The 26,728-nt window shown below is 37.2% G+C and carries 25 protein-coding genes; 20 read left to right on the top strand and 5 right to left on the bottom strand.

Annotated elements, in window-relative coordinates:
• From flgK to MTT30_RS03820, 8 genes are all read left to right on the top strand, one after another.
• Positions 1-1,872, top strand: coding sequence for a flagellar hook-associated protein FlgK (flgK, locus tag MTT30_RS03855; protein WP_429801047.1), 1,872 nt, complete (start codon positions 1-3; stop codon positions 1,870-1,872).
• Complete coding sequence (locus MTT30_RS03850; protein ID WP_429801046.1) at positions 1,869-2,636, top strand: TIGR02757 family protein; 768 nt, start codon at positions 1,869-1,871, stop codon at positions 2,634-2,636. Before flgK ends, MTT30_RS03850 begins: the two co-directional genes overlap by 4 nt.
• Positions 2,637-2,702: 66 nt before the next feature.
• Positions 2,703-3,239, top strand: coding sequence for a superoxide dismutase family protein (locus MTT30_RS03845; protein ID WP_021091394.1), 537 nt, complete (start codon positions 2,703-2,705; stop codon positions 3,237-3,239).
• Between the two features lie 155 nt (positions 3,240-3,394).
• Positions 3,395-4,156 (top strand): TSUP family transporter, encoded by a 762-nt coding sequence (locus MTT30_RS03840; RefSeq protein WP_103628839.1) that lies wholly within the window; start codon positions 3,395-3,397, stop codon positions 4,154-4,156.
• A 65-nt stretch (positions 4,157-4,221) separates the two neighbouring features.
• On the top strand, positions 4,222-4,905 hold the full coding sequence (locus MTT30_RS03835) for a F0F1 ATP synthase subunit A (RefSeq protein ID WP_429801045.1): 684 nt from the start codon (positions 4,222-4,224) through the stop codon (positions 4,903-4,905).
• 162 nt (positions 4,906-5,067) lie between these two features.
• Positions 5,068-6,489, top strand: a complete 1,422-nt coding sequence (gene gatB, locus MTT30_RS03830; RefSeq protein ID WP_429801044.1) for an Asp-tRNA(Asn)/Glu-tRNA(Gln) amidotransferase subunit GatB — start codon at positions 5,068-5,070, stop codon at positions 6,487-6,489.
• Between the two features lie 13 nt (positions 6,490-6,502).
• Positions 6,503-7,393 carry an NAD(P)H-dependent glycerol-3-phosphate dehydrogenase gene (locus MTT30_RS03825; RefSeq protein ID WP_429801043.1) on the top strand — a complete coding sequence of 297 codons (891 nt, stop codon included), beginning with the start codon at positions 6,503-6,505 and terminating at the stop codon, positions 7,391-7,393.
• Positions 7,390-8,445 (top strand): glycoside hydrolase family 3 N-terminal domain-containing protein, encoded by a 1,056-nt coding sequence (locus tag MTT30_RS03820; RefSeq protein ID WP_429801042.1) that lies wholly within the window; start codon positions 7,390-7,392, stop codon positions 8,443-8,445. The genes MTT30_RS03825 and MTT30_RS03820 overlap by 4 nt, the downstream gene beginning before the upstream one ends.
• Here MTT30_RS03820 and MTT30_RS03815 read toward each other — a convergent pair.
• The 5 genes from MTT30_RS03815 to rarD (MTT30_RS03795) are packed head-to-tail and all read right to left on the bottom strand — an operon-like array spanning position 8,384 to position 14,009.
• Positions 8,384-9,658: an McrC family protein gene (locus tag MTT30_RS03815; RefSeq protein WP_429801041.1), complete on the bottom strand. Its 1,275-nt coding sequence runs from the start codon at positions 9,656-9,658 to the stop codon at positions 8,384-8,386. The genes MTT30_RS03820 and MTT30_RS03815 overlap by 62 nt on opposite strands.
• Before the next feature lie 16 nt (positions 9,659-9,674).
• Complete coding sequence (locus MTT30_RS03810) at positions 9,675-11,759, bottom strand: McrB family protein (protein ID WP_429801040.1); 2,085 nt, start codon at positions 11,757-11,759, stop codon at positions 9,675-9,677.
• 45 nt (positions 11,760-11,804) lie between these two features.
• Positions 11,805-12,257, bottom strand: coding sequence for a hypothetical protein (locus tag MTT30_RS03805; RefSeq protein WP_429801039.1), 453 nt, complete (start codon positions 12,255-12,257; stop codon positions 11,805-11,807).
• A complete protein-coding gene (gene rarD / locus MTT30_RS03800) occupies positions 12,250-13,137 on the bottom strand; it encodes an EamA family transporter RarD (protein ID WP_429801038.1) in 888 nt (295 codons plus the stop codon). Before rarD (MTT30_RS03800) ends, MTT30_RS03805 begins: the two co-directional genes overlap by 8 nt.
• Positions 13,125-14,009, bottom strand: a complete 885-nt coding sequence (rarD, locus tag MTT30_RS03795; RefSeq protein ID WP_429801037.1) for an EamA family transporter RarD — start codon at positions 14,007-14,009, stop codon at positions 13,125-13,127. Before rarD (MTT30_RS03795) ends, rarD (MTT30_RS03800) begins: the two co-directional genes overlap by 13 nt.
• A 145-nt stretch (positions 14,010-14,154) precedes the next feature.
• Between rarD (MTT30_RS03795) and MTT30_RS03790 the strand changes: the two genes are divergently transcribed.
• The 12 genes from MTT30_RS03790 to lpxD all read left to right on the top strand — a co-directional run bounded on the left by MTT30_RS03790 (position 14,155) and on the right by lpxD (position 26,681).
• Positions 14,155-15,495, top strand: coding sequence for a class II 3-deoxy-7-phosphoheptulonate synthase (locus tag MTT30_RS03790; protein ID WP_429801036.1), 1,341 nt, complete (start codon positions 14,155-14,157; stop codon positions 15,493-15,495).
• Between the two features lie 23 nt (positions 15,496-15,518).
• On the top strand, positions 15,519-16,475 hold the full coding sequence (locus MTT30_RS03785; RefSeq protein ID WP_103641514.1) for an NAD(P)/FAD-dependent oxidoreductase: 957 nt from the start codon (positions 15,519-15,521) through the stop codon (positions 16,473-16,475).
• A gap of 2 nt (positions 16,476-16,477) precedes the next feature.
• Positions 16,478-18,730: a vesicular transport factor Uso1p gene (locus MTT30_RS03780; protein ID WP_103576855.1), complete on the top strand. Its 2,253-nt coding sequence runs from the start codon at positions 16,478-16,480 to the stop codon at positions 18,728-18,730.
• Positions 18,727-19,434 carry a tRNA1(Val) (adenine(37)-N6)-methyltransferase gene (locus tag MTT30_RS03775; protein WP_103576856.1) on the top strand — a complete coding sequence of 236 codons (708 nt, stop codon included), beginning with the start codon at positions 18,727-18,729 and terminating at the stop codon, positions 19,432-19,434. The genes MTT30_RS03780 and MTT30_RS03775 overlap by 4 nt, the downstream gene beginning before the upstream one ends.
• The gene (locus tag MTT30_RS03770) at positions 19,431-19,796 is read left to right on the top strand and encodes a YkgJ family cysteine cluster protein (RefSeq protein WP_087584553.1); all 366 of its coding nucleotides are present in this window, start codon (positions 19,431-19,433) and stop codon (positions 19,794-19,796) included. Before MTT30_RS03775 ends, MTT30_RS03770 begins: the two co-directional genes overlap by 4 nt.
• On the top strand, positions 19,775-21,040 hold the full coding sequence (locus tag MTT30_RS03765) for a tetratricopeptide repeat protein (protein WP_103576857.1): 1,266 nt from the start codon (positions 19,775-19,777) through the stop codon (positions 21,038-21,040). Before MTT30_RS03770 ends, MTT30_RS03765 begins: the two co-directional genes overlap by 22 nt.
• Positions 21,037-21,822 (top strand): indole-3-glycerol phosphate synthase TrpC, encoded by a 786-nt coding sequence (gene trpC, locus MTT30_RS03760; RefSeq protein WP_103576858.1) that lies wholly within the window; start codon positions 21,037-21,039, stop codon positions 21,820-21,822. Before MTT30_RS03765 ends, trpC begins: the two co-directional genes overlap by 4 nt.
• Entirely contained in the window at positions 21,822-22,304 is a 483-nt protein-coding gene (locus tag MTT30_RS03755; protein WP_021091390.1) for an HIT family protein, read from the top strand. The genes trpC and MTT30_RS03755 overlap by 1 nt, the downstream gene beginning before the upstream one ends.
• Positions 22,291-23,310, top strand: coding sequence for a tRNA 2-selenouridine(34) synthase MnmH (gene mnmH, locus MTT30_RS03750; RefSeq protein ID WP_429801035.1), 1,020 nt, complete (start codon positions 22,291-22,293; stop codon positions 23,308-23,310). The genes MTT30_RS03755 and mnmH overlap by 14 nt, the downstream gene beginning before the upstream one ends.
• A gap of 259 nt (positions 23,311-23,569) precedes the next feature.
• On the top strand, positions 23,570-25,264 hold the full coding sequence (locus MTT30_RS03745) for an acetolactate synthase large subunit (protein WP_429801806.1): 1,695 nt from the start codon (positions 23,570-23,572) through the stop codon (positions 25,262-25,264).
• Between the two features lie 2 nt (positions 25,265-25,266).
• Positions 25,267-25,728 (top strand): acetolactate synthase small subunit, encoded by a 462-nt coding sequence (gene ilvN, locus MTT30_RS03740; protein WP_223154204.1) that lies wholly within the window; start codon positions 25,267-25,269, stop codon positions 25,726-25,728.
• Positions 25,728-26,681, top strand: coding sequence for a UDP-3-O-(3-hydroxymyristoyl)glucosamine N-acyltransferase (lpxD, locus tag MTT30_RS03735; protein ID WP_429801034.1), 954 nt, complete (start codon positions 25,728-25,730; stop codon positions 26,679-26,681). Before ilvN ends, lpxD begins: the two co-directional genes overlap by 1 nt.
• The last annotated feature ends 47 nt before the right edge of the window (positions 26,682-26,728 follow it).

Raw genomic sequence — 26,728 nt, 5'->3', positions numbered from 1 at the left:
ATGGCTAATATTTTTATGTCATTAGGCACGGGTGTTTCAGGACTAAATGCGGCCCAGCTTCAAATAAGTACAACCGGAAATAATATCGCAAACGCCGATAGCAACTACTATACAAGACAACGTGTTGTCCAGTCTGCTTCTCCAGCGATGAATACAGTCCCTGGCGGAGTTGGCACAGGCACACAAGTAGATACTATAACAAGGCTTCATGATGAGTTTGCCTACTCAAGACTAAAATACTCATCGTCAAATTTAGAAAACACGGCCTATAAACAAAGAATTTTGCAAGAAGCTACAAAATATTTTCCTGATCTAAAAGATAATGGAATGGTGAAGGATATTCAGGAGTATTTTTCCGCGTGGAATAACTTTGCTTCAAACCCTAATGCTGGTGCTCAGAAAGTAAATTTGATAAATAAAGCAAGTGTATTGACTGCAAGTATCAACCGCTCATCAAAGATGCTTTATGATATGCATGAAAAGATTGATGAAACAATAAAAATAAATATAAATGAGATAAATTCGCTAGGCAGGCAAATAGCAAATATTAATAAGCAAATTCAAAGAATAGAATCAGGCGCAGACGCTGGTATAAAAATAAATGCAAATGATCTTCGTGATAAACGTGATGAGCTTGAGCTCGCTATGTCAAAGCTGGTAAATACAGCAGTTTATAAAAGCGATCTAAAGAGCAATTCTAGGGTAGATACAGGAATAACAGATCAAGGAAAATACTACAATCTAAACATTGGTGGCGTAAGTATCGTTGATGGTGTAAATTTTCATGAAATTTCTATGAGTTCAACCGAAAGTGGAAGATATACAAAAATTTATTATGAAAGAGAAGATGGCAGAAGAATCCCAATGGAGGAAAAGATTACAGGCGGTAAAATCGGAGCTGCACTTGATCTTAGGGGCCGAAACTACGAGCCAGATAATGATAAATTTAGTGATGGAACGATCCAAAAATACATTGATAATTTAAATACATTTAGTAAAACCTTAATAACAAGTACAAATAATATCTATGCCGAATCCGCAGTTGAAATTTCTAACTCAGATCCGATAAGTTATTTAGAAGGCGATAAGACATTGATGAATCATGATAATAGTATAAGAAACGGAAGTTTTGAAGCTATTGTTTATGATAACAAAGGCAATGTCGTGGCCAGAAAAACTATAAATGTAAATGGTACGACGACGATGAATGATACAAGATATGGCAACTCTATCGTCAAAGACTTTAACTCAAACTCAGATGACAATAAAGATAATAATATGCTAAATGACGTTGATGACTTTTTTGAGGCGTCATATTTTTATGATAAAAATACTAAAAAAGGCACATTTTCTCTCATTCCAAAACAAGCTCAAGGCCTTTATAGTATCTCGATAGTAGATCACGGCACAAATTTCCCAGGAGCTATTGGTATAAATAGATTTTTCTCAGGTACTAACTCAAATAGCATCGGTGTAAATCAAAATTTTGTCCAGGATCACACAAAGCTTAGAGCTTACTCAAAGCCAGTTGTTGGCAATAATGAAGTAGCAAACAAAATGCTTCAGCTTCAGTATCAAAAACAGACATTTTATTCAAGCGGTGTCGCACTTGATAGGGACGAGACTATAGAGGGGTATTACCGCTATTTCACGACCGATATGGCGAGTGACACTGAGGCAAATAATACAATCCACGATACAAACACATCTTTACAAAAGACGGCTGAGGCGGAATTTCAGTCAACAAGTGGCGTAGATACTAATGAAGAGCTTACAAATTTGATCCGTTTTCAAGCTAGCTATGGGGCAGCTGCAAAGATCATCACAACCGTTGATCAAATGCTAGATACTCTTCTTTCATTAAAACAATGAGCGACCTAAAGAGCCTTTTAGACTCGCACGTACTTAGCAAAAATACAAATTTGGGGCTGTTTGAAGCCCCAGATCCACTTCAGGCAGCGACTAAATTTAAAGAGCCAAACATAGCACTCATTTGTGCGTTATTTGCCTATGGCAACGCAAAGATGATAGTAAAATTTCTAAATTCACTTGACTTTAGCTTACTTGATGAGAGCGAGCAAAATATCAAGAAAAATTTATCAAATTTTAAATACCGCTTTCAAAATGAAAATGATGTGAGAGAAATTTTTATTACTCTCTCACGCCTTAAAAAAGAGGGCGAGATAGAAGGAATTTTACGCCAAGGTCTTGCAAAAAATGGCGAGATGATAGAGGGCGTAAATGAGCTTATCAAATTTATATATAAGCTAAATTCTTACCGCTCGGACGGATATGAGTTTTTCTTTGGTAAGAGTTTTAACAAAGAGCCACAAAGCCCATATAAGCGCTACAATATGTATCTTCGCTGGATGGTGCGAGATAGCGATATTGACCTTGGGCTATTTAAAAATTTGCCAAAAGATAAGCTTTTGATACCACTTGACGTGCACACGCATAGGGTTTCTTTAAATTTAGGACTTATAAATAGAAAGAGCTACGATTTCAAAGCAGTTATGGATCTTACAAAAAAGCTTAGAGAATTTGACGAGCTAGACCCGATAAAATACGACTTTGCTCTTTATAGAATAGGGCAGAGCAAAGAGTTGGAAACTATCATAAAAAATCTTAATCAATAAAAATTATTGCTAAATTTTTAAATTTAGGATAGACTTGCCATACAATTTTATCCATAAGGAGCTTGTATGAAAAAAATCGTTTTACTAAGTGCAGTTTTAGGAACTTTGCTTTTTGCTCACGAAGGTCATCACTTTGATGCGAAAGCTGGCGAGCATCTAGTTATACCTGTTAATGAGCTAAGCGAGAAGGGCGATAAGAGTGTCGGCGAAGTAGTAGCTGTTAAGACAAACTACGGCGTTGCATTTTTTCCAAATTTAAAAGGACTTACTGCAGGACTACACGGCTTTCACATCCATGAAAATGCTGACTGTGGTGCGACTGAAAAAGGTCTTGGCATGAAAGCAGGTGGTCACTGGGATCCAGCTGGCACAAAGATGCACTCTTTTGCATGGGATGATAAGGGTCACAAAGGCGATTTGCCAGCACTTTACGTAGATGCTGAGGGTAATGCTAACTATCCAGTGCTAGCCCCAAAGATAAAAAGTCTTGACGAGCTAAAAGGTCACTCACTAATGGTTCATGTTGGTGGCGACAATCACAGCGACAACCCAAAAGCGCTTGGCGGCGGTGGCGCTAGAATGCTTTGTGGCGTTATTAAGTAATCACTTTAATAAACGAGTCTTTGGGCTAGATCTAAAGGCTCGTTAAAATTTATAAATTTTAAAAATCTCTCATTTCAAATATAAAAATTTTACAAAAAGATTAAGTACAAATAAATTACAATCTGCTTTTATTTCAATTATCAAAAGAGTAAAAAATGGAATTTGATCTACTTAGCTATGTCGTTTTTTTTGTAGCTGCGTTTTTAGGTGGTTTTATTGATTCTATCGCTGGTGGAGGTGGGCTTATAACGCTTCCAGCTATTATGGCGATGGGCGTGCCACCACACCTTGCACTTGGTACAAATAAACTTCAAGGAGTCTTTGGTAGCTTTACAGCGACTCTAAATTTCACAAAACGGGGATTAATTAATTATAAAGAGTGCTTTGTAGGTATCGTTTTTACTTTCATTGGAGCTATCATTGGAGCAGTGGTTATTCTATTTTTAAATACAAATTTTTTAAAGATAATTATCCCATTTTTACTGATTGCTATTTTTATCTACACGCTTTTTATGCCAAAAGTCGGCGAAAATGATAGAGCTGCAAAGATGAATGAAAAGCTATTTTATGTAGTTTTTGGACTAATACTTGGCTTTTATGATGGTTTTTTTGGTCCAGGAACAGGCTCTTTTTGGACATTTGCGATAGTGGCATTAATTGGGCTAAATTTAAAAAAAGCTGTCGCTCATACGAAACTCTTAAATTTTACTAGCAATATCGTTGCTCTTGGCATTTTTATAGCCGGCGGACAGATGCTTTGGGCTGTTGGACTTTTAATGGCAGTTGGTCAAATTTTAGGCGCATATTTTGGATCAAATCTTGTCATTAAAAAAGAGGTAAAATTTATTAGAACAATGTTTTTAGCAGTCGTTGCAGTGACTATTTGTAAATTGATTTTCGATTATTTCAGAGTTTAAAATTAAAAATGTTTTAACAATAATTTTGTTACAATCACGCAAAATTCTAAATCCAAGGTAAATTAATGAAAGATTTGTTTCTATTTTCAAATTTCCTAAATAGCTCCCACGCCTTTATCTATGCGTTTCACTTTCTGCTTGTAGCTTTGATTGTTATCATAGTTGCTTATATAGCAAGGAGTAAGATGCAGCTTGTACCAAGAGGTCTTCAAAATATAGTTGAAGCTTATTTAGAAGGCGTTATATCTATGGGAAGAGATACTTTAGGCAGTGAAAAACTAGCAAGGAAATATCTTCCACTTGTTGCAACTATTGGTTTTATCGTATTTTTTTCAAATGTTGTAGGTATTATTCCTGGATTTGAGTCACCAACATCAAGTCTAAATTTAACTCTAGTTTTGGCTTTAGTTGTATTCTTTTATTATAACTTTGAAGGCATTAGAGAAAATGGCTTTTTTAAATACTTTGGACACTTTATGGGACCAAATAAATTCTTAGCTCCGATTATGTTTCCAGTTGAAGTCATCTCACATCTTTCACGTGTAGTTTCGCTCTCATTTCGTCTTTTTGGTAATATCAAGGGAGATGATCTATTCTTGCTAGCGATGCTTACACTTGCACCTTGGTTTGCTCCGCTTCCAGCTTTTGCACTTCTAACGCTTATGGCTGTTTTGCAAACATTTATTTTTATGATGTTAACTTATGTTTATCTAGCTGGTGCTGTTGCTATTAGCGAGCATGAGCATTAAAATTTAAAGCCATATTTTTATATGGCTTTCCCTTTTTAAAACTATTTAAATTTTTAAATTACCTTCTTTATTTTCCGGCCAAAACGCTCATTTTTAGATATTTTAAAAGAAAGTATCGCTAAAATACGCCTTAAAAATTTGTATAAATTTAAAGGTAAAAATATGTTTGAAGTCGTTATCGGTTTAGAAGTTCACACTCAGCTTAATACAAAAACTAAAATTTTCTGCTCTTGCTCGACTAGCTTTGGCGACGAGGCAAATACTCACGTTTGTCCGACCTGCCTAGCACTTCCTGGAGCGCTACCTGTGCTAAACAAAGAGGCAGTCAAAAAAGCAATTAGCTTTGGCACAGCGATAAATGCTAAGATAAATAAAAAGTCAGTCTTTAATAGAAAAAACTACTTCTATCCGGATCTTCCAAAGGCATATCAAATTTCCCAGTTTGAGATCCCTATCGTAGAAGGTGGCGAGCTAATAATCGACGTAAATGGTACTAAAAAACGCATCGGTGTAACTAGAGCGCACCTTGAAGAGGACGCTGGAAAGAACATCCATGAAGAAACCGAGAGTCTGGTTGATCTAAACAGAGCCGGCACGCCACTTCTTGAGATAGTTAGTGAGCCAGATCTTAGAAGCAGTGATGAGGCGGTGGCTTATCTTAAAAAATTGCACTCAATCCTTCGCTTTTTAAATATAAGTGATGCGAATATGCAAGAGGGTAGCTTTCGCTGCGATGCAAACGTCTCTATCCGTCCAAAAGGCGATACCAAGCTTTATACAAGAGTTGAGATAAAAAATCTAAACTCATTTAAATTTATCCAAAAAGCGATCGATTACGAGGTGGAGCGCCAAAGTGCAGCTTGGGAAGATGGCAAATACGACCAAGAAGTCTATCAAGAGACAAGGCTGTTTGACACGACAAATTTGGTGACAAGATCGATGCGCGGTAAAGAGGATAGCGCAGAGTATAGGTATTTCCCTGACCCTGACTTGCTGCCAGTTGAGATTCCAGAAGAGATGTATAACGAAGCGATAAAAATTCCAGAGCTTGCCGAGCAAAAGGTTGCAAGGTACGTAAGTGAGCTAGGCGTCAAAGAGAGTGATGCGCTAAATTTAACCCAAAGCGTTGAGATGGCTAGATATTTTGAAGAGCTGATCGCTGCTGGAATTCAGCCAAAGCTTGCTACTACTTGGCTCATAGTCGAGCTTCTTGGCCGCTTAAATAATGGCGTAACAATCGAGACAAGTCCAGTTAATAGTGCTAAAATGATAAATTTACTAAAACGTATAGAAGATGGCACGATAAGCGGCAAGGCTGCAAAAGAGGTGCTAGACTACCTAATGGAAAATGACGCGGACGTCGATAGTGTCATCGAAAAGCTTGGCTTAAAACAAGTGAGCGACGACTCAGCTATTATTGCGATCATAGATCAAATTTTGGCTGCAAATACCGACAAAGTCGAAGAGTATAAAAACGGCAAAGATAAGATGTTTGGCTTCTTTGTGGGTCAGGTAATGAAAGAGGGCAAAGGTGCCTTTAATCCAGGCAAGGTCAATGAGCTTTTAAAGGCTAAAATAGGCTAATAAAAGGGTTAAAATGAGCATAGCAGTCATCGGAGCTGGCAAGTGGGGTAGTGCGCTATTTCACGCATTTAGTGAAAATAACGAGTGTATCATCAGCTCAAGAACACCAAGAGAGATGCCAAATTTTGTAAGCTTGGATGAAGCTTTGGAATGCGAATATCTAGTCTGCACGATCCCAACACAAGCTACAAATTTATGGCTAAAGCAAAACTACAAAAACAAATGTCAAAAGATCTTAGTCGCCAGCAAGGGCATAGACACGGCAAATCTTAAATTTTTAAATGAAATTTATGAAGACTTTGTTGATATAGAAAATTTGGCCTTTCTTTCAGGACCGACCTTTGCAAAAGAGATCATGCAAAAGCTGCCTTGCGCCTTGGTGGTAAATTCTAAAAATGAAAATTTAGCTTTAAAATTTGCTTCATTTTTCCCAAGCTATATGAAAGCCTACACATCTGATGATGTGATCGGCGCTGAGGTGTGCGGAGCCTATAAAAACGTGATAGCCATAGCTGGCGGAATTTGCGATGGCCTTGGTCTTGGTAATAATGCAAGAGCAAGCCTCATTTCACGTGGGCTTGTCGAGATGGCTAGATTTGGTAAATTTTTTGGCGCAAAAGATGAGACATTTATGGGGCTTAGCGGCGCAGGGGATCTTTTCTTAACCGCTTCATCGATACTTTCGCGCAACTACCGCGTAGGTCTTGGCATCGCAAGGCACGAGAGACTAGAGAAAATTTTAAATGAGCTTGGCGAGGTAGCAGAGGGCGTCGATACTGCAAGGGCTATTAGCAAGATCGCTAAAGAAAAGGGCATATATGTGCCCATAGCTAGTGAGGTTGAAAATATGCTAAATGGTAAAGATGTTTTTGAGAGCGTAAAATCGCTTTTGGGAAGAAGATGAGAGCTTTTAAATTTATACTTTTTGTGGCTATTTTTACTCTTGGGCTAAACGGCGCAGAGGTGAGTCTAAGAGCCAAGGTCTCGCAGATGATAATGGTTGGCTTTAACGGAGCTAGCACAAAAGACGCTGCGTTTCGTGCGATGCTAAGCGACGCTGGATATGAGAGGTTTGGCGGTGTGATGCTACTTGGTAGAAACGTCACTAGTAAAGCCCAGCTAAAAGCTAGCATAAAAGCGATTAAAGAGAAAAGCCCTAAAATTTTCATCGCTATCGATGAAGAGGGCGGCAACGTAAGCCGCATGAAAGATAAGAGCTTTGATGGTCCATATCCTAGCGCATACGAGGTCGCAAGTACGCTTGATATCAAAAGCGCATATGATCTCTACTTGAAAATGGCTATAAATTTAAAAGAGTGTGGCATAAATTTAAATTTCGCTCCAGTAGTCGATCTGCACGATGAAAACTCGCCGATCATTGCTGCCAAGCAAAGAGCGTTTAGCGAGTATGCAAGCAAGGTTGTGATCTATGCTGACGCTTTTATGGATGCATTTAAAGAGCAGGGCGTGATAACTACGATCAAGCACTTTCCTGGGCATGGTAGCTCAAAAGAGGACTCGCATAAAAATAAGAGCGAGATCACGCTAAGTAAAGATGCGCTACTGCCATACAAAGACGCAATAAGCACCGGTAGAGCGCAGATCATTATGGTCGGGCACCTTTTTGTAAAGGGTATCGACGAGGATAATCCAGCCACGCTTTCTAAAAAAATAATAACCGATCTTTTAAGAAATGAACTTAAATTTAATGGTATAGTTATCAGCGATGATATGCTGATGAAAGGCGTTGGTGACGAAGCTTTGGCGCAAAAGGTGGTGAAATTTATAAACGCTGGTGGCGATATCTTGCTCTTTAGCGAGTTTAAGATAAACAACCAAAGAACGGCTGATCTAGTCGCTCAGATTATAATTGATGCTGTAAATGAGAGAAAGATCAGCAAAGAGCGAATCGATGCTTCATATAAGAGGATAATGGCTCTAAAAGCGAAGCTTTAAATTTGGCTTTTATAAATTGGGCTAGTAAATTTGCGTTATTTTCGTCTTTTTCAAGATCAAAATATAAAATTTCAAGCTGCATATCTTTTTCATATTCAAATTTCATAAACTCTTGTTTTATGCCGTCTATCTTTGGATATATTAGATAAAGTTTGCCACAATTATATTTTTTACCATAGGCATATAGCTGATATAGGTCGGCTTGTGAGATATCGTCTCTTGACTTAACTATCTTCCACTTTGTGTCGGCTATAAATTTGCTTTCTAAAAATATATCTGGCTTTAATCCAAAGTCTCTTTTTGGCTCTTCGATAAGATATTTTTCTTGATGCTGCAATATAACACCGGAAAGCTTTTTCTTTATAAAATTTCCAACATAGCTTTCAAAAAGTTTATTCATGTCAAACAGCAAAGCAAAGGCTATTTCGCTACCTCTATACGGACTAAACGACTTATTTTGTAAAAATATCTTGCTCCATAAAAGCGCTTGCTCATAGTGTTTTGTTTGGCGATTTAGTTTTAATCGGCTAAAGTCCGCGTTTATATCGGAACTAGATGAAATTTCATCAAAAATAAATAAATATTCCCTAATAAGCCGTTGATTTTTGCTTGATTTTGAGCGTCTATATAAAAACTCGAGCGTACTTTTTATGAGGCGATTTTCGGCTCTATCTATGGAAAATTCCTGATAGCAAACGTAAAATCTCTCTTTATGGACGATATTTTTACGTATTTGCTCCGAGATTTTTAGCTTTCCTTTTAAAAATTTTAGATTATCCTCAAGCTCTACATAGTCGCTTTTTATGCCTATTTTTATGAGTTTTGATACTTCATCTAGGAACATCGATATAAAAATTTCAAGAAGTGGTAGATTCAAGCTTTTTAAATTCGCTATGTTTATATTTTTAAATGGATGGTTTTTTAAAGTTTTTAACATTCTTAGTAAAATTCTTTTAGAATTTTCTACCGCTTCTTTATTGCTGGCATTGTCGTTATCATGGATCTTGGGAAGTATCTCAAGGCTATCGCCACTTTTTGTCTGGATGATACCGACGTAGTTTTGAGCTTGTAAAAAATCGCCCTTTTTGTCTCTACCGGGCTTTAAAAACTCTACTGCGGCAAAATTTTCTCTAGTAAAGGCATCTACGGCTTTAAATAGGTTTTGGTCGTCTTCCGGGCGAAATTTTTCAAACTCTATTAAGTATTTGGTCATTGCTTTGCGTTTTGTTTCATTCGTAAATTTTTATATAGTTTTCTGGCTCTTTAAAGGCTTCAAATTTTATCTCATATAAAATTTTATCAGTTTCATATTCTTTGCCATCCAACACAAGCAATTTTCTATCTTTCTCTTTTTCTTTTATAAACCCATTATCTCCTAGTACGAGCCTTATCTTTTCCCAGTCGTCGTAAAAATACTCTTGTAGTAGCGGTAAAATTTTATTTTTAAAGATCGAGGCTAGCTCTTCTATATCTGCACCGCCTTTTAGCGACATAAAATAAGCATGTCCTATCGTGTGGTCTCTGTCGTAAAGATACTCTATGCGCTCATTTATCGTTTTAAGCATTTCATTGAGCTTTATGTCGGTGTCATCTCCGTTTTTAATGATCTTAATGTCTTTTAGAAGTTCCGGTTGTGGCATCATCTCCACAAACTCAAACCTTCTTCTAAGTGCCGTATCCATGAGGGCTATGCTGCGATCTGCCGTATTCATCGTGCCTATTATGTATAAATTTGACGGTACTCCAAATTTTTCTTTTGAATATGGTAGCTCGACCATTATCTCGTCATCTGAACCGAGCCTTTTTGACAGCTCTATAAGAGTTATGAGCTCACCAAAAATTTTAGAGATATTTCCGCGGTTTATCTCGTCGATAAAGATGGCATATTTTGGTGTATCGTCATTAAAAAACTTTTGTCGCTCATCTTTTGGCAAATCGCAAAAATCACTAAGCTTGCCCTTGTAATTACTAAGAAGCAAGGCATTTTCGCAGCACTGATAAAAAATTCCTTTTGATATCTCATAAGTTATATCGCCATCTTCGTTTTCGCTGTCAAATACAGGCTTTATGCCCTCAACAAATTCCTCATATCCATAGCTTTGGTGAAATGTTATAAATTTAAAATTTTCTTTAGTGTAGCTTGTTCCTACCTTTTGCTCTTTTATCTCTTTGTATTTTTCGTAAAGCTCTATGGCTTCAGGGCACTCATCATTAAGTAGCTTTATATCTACACACCATTCATTTTTTTCGTTTTTCTCAAATATAAAAGGTGAGCCTTTTCTTTTTACATTTACATATTTACAATCCATTTTTGTATGAACCAGCAAGTCTGTTGATATTGTCTGATTTGGTTTTTTTGAATTCGATTTTATTGATTTTAATTTAAATAAAATGTGATTTGCTATGCCGTTGTTTAACTTAAGCCAACCACCATTAATATTTGAAATAGCCGCATCACATAATATGGCTGCTGCTACTTGATACCAAGTGTACTTTTCTATTTTTAACATTTCATATAACGCGTCAGTGTCATCGCTCGATTTTATATTTAGATTTTGAGTAAATTTATCCATGATCTTTGAAAGCCTATATGTCTTTCCAGTTCCTGGAGGGCCGTATAAAATTTGATTAAGTGGATAAGTTAATTTCTTGTCATTGTCGGTCATTTTATATCCTTCATTATCACTATTGTTTAGTACATCGTGTGTTGACTTATTTTCCTTTGCATATTGGTTCCATAATAGAGACGAATATTCATAAAAGTCCATATAGTTCGGCTTATTTTTTAGTAGTTCTTTTTGAATTTCTGATATGTTTTTTGATTTTATATTATTTTTTTGAGCCAAATACTTGAAAGCTTCTTTTGAGACAATGTGTAGAAGTGTTTTGTCTGGTGCATATAAAAAGGCTATTTTCCATTTTATGGCATTGCCAAGATCAATATCATCTATATTTTCAAATTCTTTGTTTTGTGCATATTTTATAATTTGTAAAATAAGACTTTTTATTTTTTGAAATGCTTGATTTCTAGTCTCTCCATATTTTTCATACCATCCATACTCTGTATCACCAGTTTGTCCACTTTTTAGTTCCTTTTCGACATCGTTTTGTGCTCTTTTAAAAATTCCAAATTTATAAGCAGATCCACCCCATATACTTATAAGATTTTCCGTTTTACTTTCAAGCCAAAAGGTAAAAGTATCCTTGCTCTTAACGCCTGTGTATTGCTCTAAGGTCATATTTTCTATAGCTTGAAAAGGCCATCTTTGTTGAAAGTCATCCCTTAATTTCAAGCGTTCTTGCCATGAAACCATTTTTGCTCCTTGTTTATTTCCTTAAATTTAGTGTCCTATTTTATCTCACAACCCATCAAATTCTTTCTTTAGTTCGTCCCTTAGCTCTTCAGCTCTATCTTCGCCGTTTTTGAAATTTATCTTTATAAAGCCATCTAGCTCGTCCAAGATCGCAAAGAGTTCGCTCTCCCAGCTTAAATTCTCTTGCTTTGATAAAGTTTCTAATTTTTCTCTTATTTGCTCTAAGGCATCTAATGCTTTATCCTTCTCAGACTCACTATTTAGCGCATCTTCAAATAAAATATCTTGCCTTAAGGCGTTTATTTTTTTAAATATTACGTTGCAAAATTTTGGATATTTCTCAGCATTGCTTAAATTTTCTAAAACCTCTTGCGCAGCCTTTTGATAAGCTGGAACCGCCCCCTCTTCGTCGAGCTTTCTGGTTAGTTTTTGTATCTGAAAATATAAAATAAGCGCTGCAAAAAACGCAAGCAGCAAATAAATCGTCACATTATTCATTTTTACTCCTTTTTCTAAATTTATCTATGCTAATTATTGCAAGTGCCAGCCAGATCATACAAAACGAGATGACCTTGTAGCCGTCCAAATTTTCGCCGTAAATGAAGACCGCACAAAGGATCGCGATGGTCGGCGAGATGTATTGCAAGTAGCCAATCGTTGTTAAATTTATCCTTGTTGCAGCTGCGTTAAAAGCGACAAGTGGCACGATGGTTACGATGCTTGAAACGATCATTAAAAGTGAGTCTTCGTTTAGCCCAAAGTGGCTTTTACCTAAAAATGCTATGTAAAAAACGTAAGCAAGTGCAAATGGGAACATAAAAAATGTCTCTATAAAAAGCCCGTTAAATGCGCTAATCTTTGCCATCTTTCTAACTGCTGCGTAAAATCCAAATGAAAGCGGCGAGATGATGGAAACTAATGGCAATCCGCCTTGGGCATAAATTTGTACGCTAATGGCTAAAACGACTATACAAATGGCTAAAATTCCGCTTTTATTTAGCCTTTCTTTAAAGATGATAACACCAAGAAGCATGCTTATTAGTGGATTTATAAAATAGCCAAGGCTTGTGTCTAAAATTTTGCCATTGCTAACTGCATAGACATAAACGCCCCAGTTTGTGGTAATAAATATGCCACTCAAAAATAGGATTTTTAGCGAACGAATATCTTTAAGTAAAGTAAAAATTTCGCCCATTTTGCCACTAAAATAAAGCACTCCAGCCATTAGGAAAAACGACCAAATGACCCTGTGGGCTAAAATTTCATAAGCATCGACATCTTTACTAAAGAGGTTGAAATAAACTGCTAAAAATCCCCACATAAAAAACGCACTAAGTGCGAAAGCAACGCCTTTTTGAGCTTCGTTTAGTTTTTGCATTTTTTATCGCTTTTTATGGAATTTATACTATCAACCATCAAGAGCGTAACCGAAATAGCAAGGCATATCATCAAAAAGTAAGAGCTTTTCTCCAGCCTTTCGCCGATGGCAAAAGAGACAAAAAGCATCATTATCGGCTCAAAGTATGTAAGCAAACCTAGTACATTTATTGGCACGAGCGTGCTTGAGAGGATCTGGGCGATGAGGGCTATGCCGCTGATAGCACCAAGCAAGATGAGCAGATAGTAGATGTTTGGATTTTGGCTCATCACGTAGTTCATATCGGCTGTGAGCGCAAAATAAAATGAGAATAAAAACATAAAAATTATCTCTATAACAAAGCTTGAGAAATTTGCAAGGCTGTAGTACTTTCTAATGGCAAAATAGACTGGATAAAGGCAAAAAACTACAGCGCTCTCCCACGAGATGCCGCCGCTTAGTATAGCTGTGCTAAAGACGCCAAGGGCTGCAAAAAATATCGAGGCTAGCTTTGTTTTAGAGAGGTGCTCTTTAAAAAATATCCGTCCAAAAAGGACCATGACTATTGGCATGATGAGGTAGCCGATAGAGACTTTTAGCGCTGATCCGTTGCTTGGAGCCCAGAGATAGAGCCACATCTGAAATGAGACAATGAGCGAGGTAGCTAGTAAAACTAGTAAAATTTTAGGTTTTAGCTTTATTTTTAGAAGTAAAAATTTGAAATTTCGCTGCTGTTTTAACAAAAAAATGGCGGCGATGACAAAAGGCATGGCAAAGATCATGCGGTATCCAATAAGAGCTTGTGTGCTGATGGGGTTCATGAGCACTGACATGTAGTAAATGCAGTTAAACAAAACTGATGCCAAAAGCGAATAAAAAATGCCTTTTATCATGAAAAAAATCTTCTCTTTTTTTGGGTAAATTTAAAGTAGCGATTGTATGCAAAATATCTTTAATAGCCCATTAATGGCTTTTATTTTTTAAGTTTTGCGTGATATAATCAGCGTCTAATTTAAGGCAAAAAAGATAGGAAAATAAATGACTTGGAACCGCGATAGCTGGAGAGAATTTAATATCTTGCAACAACCAAAATACCCAGATTTAAAAGAGCTTAAAGAGGTCGAAGAAAAATTAAAATCGCTTCCTCCTTTGGTCTTTGCTGGCGAGGCTAGAAGTTTAAAAGAGGAGCTTGCAAAAGTTTGCAATGGCGAGGCATTTTTGCTTCAAGGTGGCGACTGCGCTGAGAGCTTTACAAATTTTAATGCAAACAACATCAGAGATATGTTTAAGGTTTTACTTCAAATGGCGATAGTTTTAACCTTTGCTGGTGGCTATCCAGTGGTCAAAGTGGGCCGCGTGGCAGGGCAGTTTGCAAAGCCTAGGAGTAGCGATTTTGAAGAGGCAAGTGGCGTTAAGCTTCCAAGCTATAGAGGTGACATCATAAATGGCTTTGAATTTGACGAAAAGGCAAGAGTGCCTGATCCAAAACGCATGATCGAGGCGTATTATCAAAGTGCATCTACGATGAACTTACTTAGAGCCTTTTCAAGAGGCGGTTTGGCCGACCTTCATCAAGTGCATAAGTGGAATTTAGGCTTTGTTAAAAAGCCAGAGATCGGCGAGAAATACGCAAAACTAGCTGATGAGCTAACAAAGACGCTTTCATTTATGGCAGCTTGTGGCATCACTTCAGCAAATACGCCAGTCATAAATCAAACCGCGGTTTATACATCTCACGAGGCACTTTTACTACCTTATGAAGAGGCATTGACTAGGGTTGATAGTCTTAGCGGTGAGTGGTACGACTGCTCGGCTCATATGCTTTGGATAGGCGAAAGAACACGTGGTATAAACGACGCTCACGTGCATTTTTTAAGTGGTGTGAAAAATCCTATCGGCGTAAAGATCGGACCAAGTGCAAAGGCTGAAGATGTCATCGCACTTGCAAATAAACTAAATCCAGAAAATGAAGCCGGTAGACTAAATGTGATAATCAGAATGGGCGCTGATAAGATAGGCGAAAATTTACCAAAAATTTTAAGAGAGCTAAAGCGAGAAGGGCTAAATATCGTTTATAGTATCGATCCGATGCATGGCAACACTGTAAAAACATCAAATAACTACAAAACCAGAGAATTTGACAAGATAATAAGTGAAGTTAGAAGCTTTTTTGAAATTCATAAGGCTGAGGGCACAAGAGCTGGTGGTGTGCATCTTGAGATGACAGGACAAGACGTGACTGAGTGCACGGGTGGGGCATTAAATATCACTGAAAGTTCGCTTGAGCAAAGATATGAAACACAGTGTGACCCAAGGCTAAATGCTGATCAGGCACTTGAGCTTGCGTTTTTGATGGCTGATCTAGTTAAAAAAGCTTAAAATTATAAAATTTGGAGAAAAAGATGGTAAATGTTTATGATCTAATCGTTGTTGGTGGCGGACCCTGTGGAATTGCTAGCGTAGTTGAGGCAAAAAGAAATGGCTTAAACAACGTTTTGCTTCTTGAAAAAGGCGATAATCACAGCCAAACGATAAGAAAATTTTATAAAGATAATAAACGCGTAGATAAAGAGTATAAAGGGCAAGATAGTACGATACATGGTGTAGTTTCATTTGAGGATGGCACGAAAGAGAGCACGCTTGATTATTTTGATAAGCTGCTTGATACTGAAAAGATAGAAGCTTTTTTTAACTCTGAAGTAGAGAGCGTGAAAAAAGATGGAGAAAATTTTAAAGTAACTACCTCAAAAGCCGTCTATGAAGCTAAAAATGTGATGATATCAATTGGCAAAATGGGACGACCAAATAAGCCTGATTATAAAATCCCGCCTTCACTAAACTCGGTTGTAAATTTTAACCTTGATAGCTGTACGAACGGCGAAAAGGTGCTTGTTGTAGGTGGCGGAAACTCAGCAGTTGAGTATGCGATCGAGCTTTGCCAATACAATAAAACCACAATCGCTTATAGAAAAGATAATTTTAGCCGCGTAAATGAGACAAATTTAAGCGCACTTTGGGAGTTAGAAAAGCACGGTAAGATAAAAGTTAGGCTAAATCACGATATAAAAGAGATAGATAACGAATCAGGCAAAGTTAGAGTACATTACGAAAATGGCAAAATTCGCGTTTATGATAGAGTTGTCTATGCAATAGGCGGCTCAAGTCCGGTTGATTTTTTACAAAAATGTCAGATAAAAATCGATGAAAAAGGTACTCCAATAGTTGATAGTAACTACCAAAGTAGCGTGCCAGGACTTTATGTGGGCGGTGACATCGTGCTAAAAAATGGCGGCTCAATAGTCGTTGCTCTAAATCACGCTCATCACGTCATAAAAGACATTTTAAAGGGCAAGGCATAAGCTTGATAAATAAAATTTTACTAGCTATTTTTTGTTTGATAGCTGGCTTTTGCCTATCGTTTTTTAAATCCCCAAAAGAAGATGAGACATCAAAAGATGCTAATCAAACGATTTATTCTATAAATTTTGATAATTTGCCAGAAGAAGAGAGACAAAAATACATCAGTAAAGACGATCTTTACGAATATGGCGGATATATAACTCCAAAAAGCTATATCCAAAATTTTACTGAAACGAACGATCAAAATTTATCACATAATGTAAATGAACTTCAAGAACAAGTTCGTGAGCTAAGTAAAAAAAATAAAATTTTAGCTGCTGATAATGTTGATATCAGCGAGAAAAATTTAGACTTTATAAGCAAAATTTCAGAGATGAAAAAAAATATCGAAAATGAAAAAAATGAGATAGTTGAAAAAAATCAAAAGACGCTTGGCGAGCTTGAAACACAACACTTTGAAAATATACAAACTCTCACAAAACGGCTAAATGAAGCTCAAGCTGATATGATAGAGAGCTCAAAAGCCTATGAAAAAAAGATAATAGACCTTGAAAATGCGATAAATGAGGCGAAAAATGGCGATGAAAGTAAGGTAAAAGATATCGAAGCAAATTTTGCTAAATTTAAAGAGGCGGCTGAGGCAAATTATACGGCTTTAAAAGAGCAAAATATAGAGCTAAATACGACACTGACTCAAAAAGACGCGCTAATAAAAGAGTATGAAAATACTCAAAATGAAAAAGATAAAAACGAAAAAAAAGAAATTTTGCTTTTAAAAGAGGAGATCGAGCGAGCAAAGAGTGACGCTAAGACACAAAAATTTAGCTACGAAAAAGAGATAAATGTACTAACTGATGGCTTTGAAACGCAAAAGAGTGTTATGGAGGATGAGCTTTCAAAAAAGGCAAATAAGATAATTGATCTTGAGGAGGCTCTTGAGTCAAGCAAGACCGCCTTAAAAGACAGAATTTATGAGCTTGATGAGATAAAGAAAAATTTAAACTCAAAAGATTTGGCAGTTGAAAACTATAATGGTAAAAATTTAGAGCTAAACGCCTCTCTTGCGGCACTTCATAAAAGTTTTAATGATTTAAAAGAAAAAAATCTTAAAAGCGAGCAGGAAAATAAACTCGCAAATGAAAATATAAGCTCGCTTAAAAAAGAGCTTGAACGGGTAAATTTGATAAATAAAAAGCTAGAGAAGCAAAATTTAGATGCAAATGCAAGTTTAAGTGAGCTAAATAAAAAGCTAAATTTAAGTGAAGAGAACCTTAAAAATGCACGAGATGAGCTAAAGACGCTTGATATAAAGACGAATAAATTTTTAAAAACTTTGTTTGAGCAAAATCAAACTATCTCTTTGCAGACCCAAAAGCTTGGTTTAAATGACAGTGAGTTAAAAAATTTAAGTGCAAAGATAAATTTAAAAGATGAAAAGATAAAAGAGCTGGAAAATAATCTCACGCAAACAAGCCAAATGCTAGCAGCAAAGCAAAGTGAGCTAGAAGCTCAAAAAAGGACGCTAAAGATCGATATGCAAAATTATGAAATTTTGCGTCAGCAAATAAATATTTTGCAAAAAAAGATAGCCGATACGTCAGCTCTTTTTGCTGATAGCAATAAAAGTGGTGGTAAAAATTTACTAAGCTTACAAAATGAGCTTGAAAGCGCAAAACATAAGTTAAACGAGAGCAATAAGACGATTGAGAGGTTAAATTCTAAAATAAATGAACTTAGCTCATCTAGCGTAAAAGGAAGTCCAGTAAATGCCAAAATTATCGAACTTCAAAAAGATATCGAGCAAAATTTAAATAGGCAAGATGAGCTTGAAAATGAAAATGTGAATTTAAAAAATATCTTGCAGGCGACAACTAAGCCAGAGACGCCAACAAAGCTAGTTTTGATCTCTAGCCTTGAGTGTGATGACATGGACGCGAAAGATAAGGTTAGCGTGATGTGCAAGAATAGAGTGAGCGAATTTTTGCAAAGATTTAACTCAAACTACCTTTATGAGATAATTCCGATCGTAGATAAGAAAAATTTTGTGATTCCGTCAAATGTGGCTCAAAGCATCAAAAAAGACGATCTTGGCAGGCTAAATAACTATGTAAATTATGGCGTTGGTAAAGAGCGCGCAAAGGCAGCAGCCGAGCTTATAAAAGAAGAATTTGGCGATTTTGCAAGGATTAGCTTTAGCTCTGAAGTGATCGTAAAAGATGTCACGCGTGGCTTTATCATCAAGGTATATAGATGATCTTGGCTCAGCTAAAAAGTGGCTATCGCTACAACAGCGATACGCTGGTACTTTATGATTTTATAAGCTCAAGTTTGAAAAATTTTTCAGGCAGGATTTTAGACGTTGGCGCAGGGTGCGGGATACTTGGGCTTTTGCTTAAACGCGACTTTAAAAATTCCAGCCTAAGCTTGCTTGATATCTTGCAAATAAATGGTGAAATTTCTAAATTTAATGCCATTAAGAACGGCTTGGAGGCAGAAATCATAAATGCTGATTTTGCAGATTTTAAAGATAGTGAGAAATTTGACCTCATCGTCTCAAATCCGCCATTTTATCACGATGGTACGAAACAGAGCGAAGATGAGCATATAAAAGCTAGTAGATACACAAGCTCTTTGGGTCTAAAAGACTTTATAAAAGGTATAAGCGTAAATTTAAAGCCTCACAAAAGGGCATTTTTTTGCTATGCACCTGATGACCTTAGCCAGATCGCAATGTGTCTAAAAGAGTTTAAGCTAAATTTAGTAAGCCTAAAATTTATTCATACAAAAGCTGATAAGCCAGCAAATTTAGCCTTATTTGAGGTGAGAAATAATTCAAACTCAAAGCTAAAAATTTTGCCACCTTTGGTAATGAGCGAAAATGGCTCGCATACAAAAGAGGCGATTGAAATTTTTAAAAAAGCTGATACAAAGAGCGTTGATTATCAGGAGCTAACGTGAGGGTGCAAGGCTTTAACTATGAGTTTGATGCCAGCTTTTGCGAGAGCTGTGGCGGTAAGTGTTGCGCGGGAGAGAGCGGATATATCTGGATAAATGAAGAAGAAATTTCAAAATTTTGTACTGCATTTCATATGAGTAAAGATGAGTTTGAAAAGCAGTTTTTAATAAGAGTTGGGCTAAGGTGTAGCATAAAAGAGAAGCCTTATGAAGATGGCTTTGCTTGTATATTTTTTGATGAAAAAAATAAAAACTGCTCAGTCTATGAGCTAAGGCCACAGCAGTGTAGGACTTTTCCGTTTTGGAATTATTTTAAAAAAAATTTAAAGGAGCTAAAAGCAGAATGTATTGGCGTAAAATTTTAGTATTTTTTATGAGCGTATTTTTTAACTCGCAGCTACTTTTGGCTGACGATAATAAAAGTATAAATTTACGTCTAATGCAGGCTTTATTGTTTCAAGATAGTGGAGATGTGAATGCTAGCATTCAAGCTTACTCAAACATTTTTAAAGATACAAATCAAAAAGCTTATTTAAAAGAGGCGATCAAACTCGCCTTTGCTACAAAAAATGAAAATTTAGACGCTTTGATAAGTGAAGGCGAAAAAAACTTAAAAGACGATAGCGATTTTATCCGTATAAAGGTGGCAAATTTAGTAAATCTTTCAAAGCTAAATGAAGCTAAAAGCTTAATGCAAGAGCTTGCTACAAAAGAGCCAAATGCTCAAAATTTACTCATGCTTGGCACTATTTGTATGATGCAAAATGAAACAACGACTGCACTAAAATACTTTGAAGAGGCATACTCGCTAAAGCAAGAAGAAGAAAATTTGCTCCGTATCGTCGATATTTTGATAAATCGCATGGATAAGATAAAAGACGCTACAAAATATCTTGAAAAATTTAGAGATGAACAAGGCTGCACGTTAAAGACTTGCGAACTTTTGGCTGAAATTTACTCCCAGCAAAGAAATTTCCCAAAAGTGATTGAGCTCTTTGAAGAGCTTTATGAGCTAAATCACGACACTTCGTATATTGATAAGATCGTGCAGTTTTTTATCTATGATAAAAATTACAAAGCAGCAATTGAAATTTTAAAAAAATATAGCTACAACGATGTGGCACTTATGGATCTTTATGCGGCAACTAGTAATTTTGGTGACGCATACATACTTGCTGTTAAAATTTATAATGATAGCAGGGATTTAAATTTTTTAGCAAAAGCCGCGATTTACGAATACGAGATGAATAAAGATGCCTTGAACGAACAAAAAATGGCTGAAATTTTAGATAAATTTGAGGCTAGCGTGCCAAAGCTAGAAAATGATATGTTTTTTAACTATTATGGCTACTTGCTGATAGATCATGATATTGACCCTAGAAAGGGTATAGAGCTTGTGCAAAAAGCGCTTGATATCTCGCCTGATTCGCCTTATTACGAGGATTCGCTAGCGTGGGGATATTTTAAGCTTGGTGAGTGCAAAAAGGCAAAAAGCATTATGCAGCATGCGATGAAAGATGTTGATTTTAGAGCTTCAAAAGAGGCAAAAGAGCATTTGCACCTAATAGAGCGCTGTATAATAAATCTAAACAAAAGGCTTAAAAAATGATACTTGATGAGATAATAAAAAAGACTAAAGATGATCTTGAAAAAAGAAAAGCAGACTTCCCTGAGGAGTGGCTTGGTCGCTCGCTCGCGTACAATCCATACGTGCCAAGAGATGTTTTAAATGCACTTAGAGCAAGTCAAAATGAGCCGATAAAAATCATAGCCGAGATCAAAAAAGCAAGCCCAAGTAAGGGCGTGATAAGAGAAGATTTTGAACCTATAAAAATCGCTCAGGAATACGAGCCATACGCAAATGCTTTTAGTATCTTGACTGAGCCACATTGGTTTAAAGGCGACATCGAGTACATCACTCAGGTTCGCCGCTACGCATCAAGGCCGATCCTTAGAAAAGATTTTATCATTGATAAGTATCAAATTCTTGAAGCTCTTGTTTATGGGGCAGACTTTATCTTGCTCATTGCAAAAGCATTAACTCAAAACGAGCTGAAAGAACTACTTGAGTACGCGCACCACTTGGGTCTTGAGGTATTAGTCGAGACACATGATGTGAGCGATGTGAAAAAAGCGATATTTGCAGGAGCAAATATAATAGGCATAAATCATAGAAATTTAGATGATTTTACGATGGATATGAGCCTTTGTGAGAAGCTCATACCACTTTTGCCAAATGGCAAGATAATAGTCGCTGAAAGCGGTCTTTACGAGCATAAACAGCTTAGAGAGCTAAGCAAAATAGGCGTAGATGCTTTCTTGATAGGAGAGCATTTTATGAGACAAGATGATATAAAAAATGCCGTCAAAAAGATAAAGGAGGGCGAGTAATGCAGCACCTTTGTGCCCCTTGGAGAAGCGAATACTTTAGCGCTAAGAAAGATAGCTGTGTTTTTTGTGATGTTATAAACTCAGATGATGATGATAAAAATGGTGTGCTTTTTCGAGCTAAACATTGTTTTGGGATTATGAATTTATATCCGTATTCTCCAGGTCATTTTATGATAATACCAAATCAGCATACCGACAAGATCGAAGAGCTTGATGAGCAAACTTGGTTTGAGATGAGTAAATTTGTAAGGCTTGGAGTTGAAATTTTAAAAAAAGAGCTTTATGCTAATGGCGTAAATATAGGTATGAATTTAGGCAAGGCCGCAGGAGCTGGCATAGCCGAGCACGTGCATTATCACCTTGTGCCAAGGTGGAGCGGGGATACAAATTTTATAACCACCATCTCTGATGTGAGAGTAAATGGCACGCCATTTCATCCGCTTTTTGAGAAACTAAAAAAGGCATTTAGTGCCGTTATTTGAGCTTGATGTAGACCAGTGGCTAGAAAAAAGAAGCTCTTTTGAAATTTTAATAGACGCAAGATCGCCGCATGAATTTTTATATTCACACATAAAAGATGCTATAAATTTATACGCTTTAAATGATGCAGAACATAAAGAGGTAGGCACACTCTATAAAAGCGATAGATCCCTAGCAAAGAGCCTTGGCGCAAAATATATCTGCAAAAATTTACAAAATATCATTGATGAGGTTTATAAAAGAGCCAAGGTTGGTTCAGCTATTGGCATCTACTGCGCTAAAGGTGGGCTTAGATCAAATTCTGTTGGCTATGTGCTAAGCATGATAGGATATAGAGTTTTTAGGCTTAGTGGTGGCTATAAAGCTTATAGAAATCACGTTTTAGAATTTCTAAATCGACCTTTAAGTACAAAATTTATCACTCTTTTTGGAAATACTGGCTGCTACAAAAGTAAGCTCATAAGGGCTCTAAGCCCGTCAATAGACCTTGAAGCTATGGCAAATCATTTAGGCTCTGTCTTTGGGGCGATAAATGGCGCGCAGCCAAGCCAAAAAAGCTTTGAAGATGCGTTGTTTGAAAAGCTCATAACGCTAAAAGATAAAATTTGCTTTATTGAGGGCGAAAGTAGAAGAATAGGCTCATTAAGCTTGCCAAAGAGCCTTTATGATGCGATGCGTAGTGGCATAAATGTCGAAGTGAGCGCAAGTTTAGAAAAAAGAATTTCTTGTATAGTAGATGACTATAAAAGTGTGGATAAAGCCTTTTTTGACGAATGTATGAAGAAAATTTCGCCATTTATCGATAAAAAAGCTAGAGATGAAGCTGTGGTTAAATTTAATGAAAATGATATTGCTAAAGTAGCTGAAATTTTACTCACAAAATACTACGATAAAGTCTATAAGAAAAATGAAAATATTAATGTTTTTATAAATTCTGACGACTTTGGCAAGGCCGTTAAAAAGCTAAATGATATAAAAAAACGAAGCAAAATTTTAGACTTAATTTAATTAAAAAATTAAGTCTAAAATTAATTCAAATGAGTTTTATCTCTTAAAATTTTATAGTCTTTGCTCACTTAAATTTATTGATTTTACTAAGAATAATATGTTTAATTTTATGTAAAATATTTTGTATTATTCTTCTAAGCTAGTTAAAAATTTTTCAAGAAAATCAAAGCAATACCTAAAATTCGCTAGAAAGTTAAAATGGATTTAAAATGCTTTGGGATATAATCTGCGATAAATTTATCAAAAGGCTAAAGTGATGATAAAACAGATTTCTGGTTCACAGATGATAAGCGAGGCCTTGCACGAAGAGGGCGTTGAGATAGTTTTTGGCTATCCTGGCGGTGCAGCTTTAAATATCTACGACGAAACATACAAGCAGACTTATTTTAAACACGTTTTGGTTCGCCACGAGCAAGCAGCCGTTCATGCGGCCGATGGGTACGCTAGGGTTAGTGGTAAAGTTGGCGTTGCTTTTGTGACAAGTGGCCCTGGCTTTACAAATGCAGTCACTGGCCTTGCAACAGCTTATAGCGATAGTATTCCAATAGTGCTTATAAGCGGTCAGGTGCCAACATTTATGATCGGTACAGATGCTTTTCAAGAGATCGATGCAGTCGGCATTTCACGTCCCTGTGTTAAGCATAACTTTTTAGTTAATAGCGTTGAAGAGCTACCTCGTATCATAAAAGAGGCGTTTTACATCGCAAGATCAGGCCGTCCAGGACCAGTTCATATCGATATCCCAAAAAATATCACATCAAGGCTTGGTGACTTTGTCTATCCAAAAGAAATTTCTATTCCAAGTTACAAACCGACCTATAAGGGCAATTCAAAACAGATAAAAAAAGCAGCAGTTGCGATAAATGAAGCTAAAAGACCGCTTCTTTACATCGGTGGTGGCGCGGTCGCATCTGGAGCAAGCGAGATCATACGTAAATTTATGAAAAAAACTGGCATCCCAGCGGTTGAGACACTGATGGCTCTTGGTGTGCTTGACGCAAAAGATGAGCTAAATTTAGGCATGGCAGGCATGCATGGCAGCTATGCTTCAAATATGGCTTTAAGCGAGTGCGACCTTCTCATCTCGCTTGGAGCTAGATTTTGTGACAGGATCACTGGCAGGACGGATGAGTTTGCCAAACATGCAAAGATAATTCACATCGACATCGATCCAAGCTCTATCTCAAAGATCATAAACGCCCACTATCCGATAGTTGGTGACCTTACAAACGTGCTAAGCGAACTTTATGAAGAGGTGAAAGGTGAGCCTAAAAACTATGCACCTTGGAGAGAAATTTTAGATAGATATTCTAAACTAAACCCACTTGGCTACACAGATAGCGACAAGGTCTTAAAGCCACAATGGGTCATCGAAGAGACCGCAAAGATAGCAGGAACTGATGCGATAATCTCAACAGACGTTGGACAGCATCAAATGTGGGTGGCGCAGTTTTATCCGTTTAACCGAGCAAGACAGCTTGTCACAAGTGGTGGACTTGGCACAATGGGATTTGGCCTCCCTGCAGCGATCGGCGCAAAATGTGCAAAACCAGACAATCTTGTTATAAATTTTACAGGCGATGGCTCGATACTTATGAATATCCAAGAGTTAATGACTGCTCATGAGATAAATATGCCTGTTATAAACATCATCTTAAACAACAACTTCCTAGGCATGGTGCGCCAGTGGCAGACATTTTTCTATGAAAAGCGCTACTCATCGACTGATCTTAGTTTGCAGCCTGATTTTGTAAAGATCGCTGAGGGATTTGGCGGCGTTGGCTTTGTTTGCAAGAGTAAAGATGAGTTTAAAGAGGCGTTAAAAGAGGCGATCAAGAGTAAAAAATCAGCTCTTATCGACGTGAGGATCGACCGCTTTGAGGACGTGCTTCCTATGGTTCCAGCTGGGGCTGCGATTTATAATATGATATTAAAGAGCAAGGAAGAAAAATGAGTATCAGAAGAACGATTTCGGTTATAGTTTTAAATGAACACGGCGTTTTGGCTAGAATTTCTGGGCTTTTTGCGGGCAGAGGCTACAACATCGATACACTCACCGTTGCTCCGATACCTGAGAGCAACTTCTCAAGGCTAAGCATCGTCACAAGCGGCGATGAGAGGGTTTTAGAGCAGATCGTAAAACAGCTTCACAAGCTCATCCCAACGTATAAAGTCATAGAAAGTGGCGAATTTGTCGAAAAAGAGATGGCTCTTGTGAAAATTCCGCTTGGTGAAAATTTTGCTGGTCTTGAGGCGATACTAAAGTCATACAATGGTATCGTTACAAATACAAATGAAAACTATATCGTTGTCATGGTGGCTGACGATGCGAGTAGGATCGAGAGCTTTTTAAAATCGATAAAGAAATTTAACCCAGTTGACGTTGTACGCGGCGGATCTGTGATAATGGATATATAATGAAACTAAGTGAAATAGCCTCAAAAGTAAATGCTACTTTTAGCGGAGAAGATCTTGAAATTTTTGCTCTGAACTCTTTAAAAAATGCAAATAAAGCTGAGCTAACATATTGTGATGGCGAGAAAAATGCTAAATTTATAAGCAACTCAAATGCTGGAGCTATCTTGGTCACAAAAACCCTTTTGGACTTGGTGCCAGTTGGCATGGTCGCACTTGTGTGTGACAACCCGCACCTTGCATTTGCCTTGCTTAGCAAGGACTATGCGAAGCCTTTATTTTGCGAGCCAAAGCCATCAAATATAGCTCCAAGTGCTACTATCATGCCAAATGTCTACATTGGCTCAAACGTGAGTGTTGGTGAAAATACGATAGTCATGGCTGGGGCATTTTTGGGCGATAACGTAACTATCGGTAAAAACTGCATCATCCACCCAAACGCAGTCATCTACAATGACTGCGTCATCGGTAACGAGTGTCACCTGCTAGCAAACTGCGTCATCGGCAGCGACGGCTTTGGATATGCACACACAAAAACTGGCGAGCATGTGAAAATTTATCACAACGGCAATGTTGTCCTAGGTGATTTTGTCGAGATCGGAGCTTGTACGACGATAGATCGCGGCGTCTTTGAAAGCACGATGATCGCAAACTACACAAAGATAGACAATCTCGTTCAAATAGGTCACAACTGCGAACTTGGAAATGGCTGCCTCATCGTCTCACAAACTGGCCTTGCTGGCTCAACAGTGCTAGGCAGAAACGTCGTAATGGGCGGACAAAGCGGCTCAGCTGGTCATGTAAAAGTGGGTGACTTCGCGCAGATCGCAGCACGCGGTGGCGTTAGTAAAGACCTACCTGGTGGCAAAAAATACGCTGGAGCTTACCCGATAATGGAGCTTTCGGATCAATTTAAACTCCAAGCAAAAATTTTGAGATTTTTTAAAAAAAATTGATTGCAAGCTTTTGCGAGCTTAAAATCGCAAAAGCTTTTTATCTCGTA

The organism is Campylobacter concisus, assembly GCF_050447445.1.
GTDB lineage: Bacteria > Campylobacterota > Campylobacteria > Campylobacterales > Campylobacteraceae > Campylobacter_A > Campylobacter_A concisus_BI.
The sequence above is the reverse complement of the archived record's forward strand: the minus strand, read 5'-3'. Positions and strand labels throughout refer to the sequence as shown.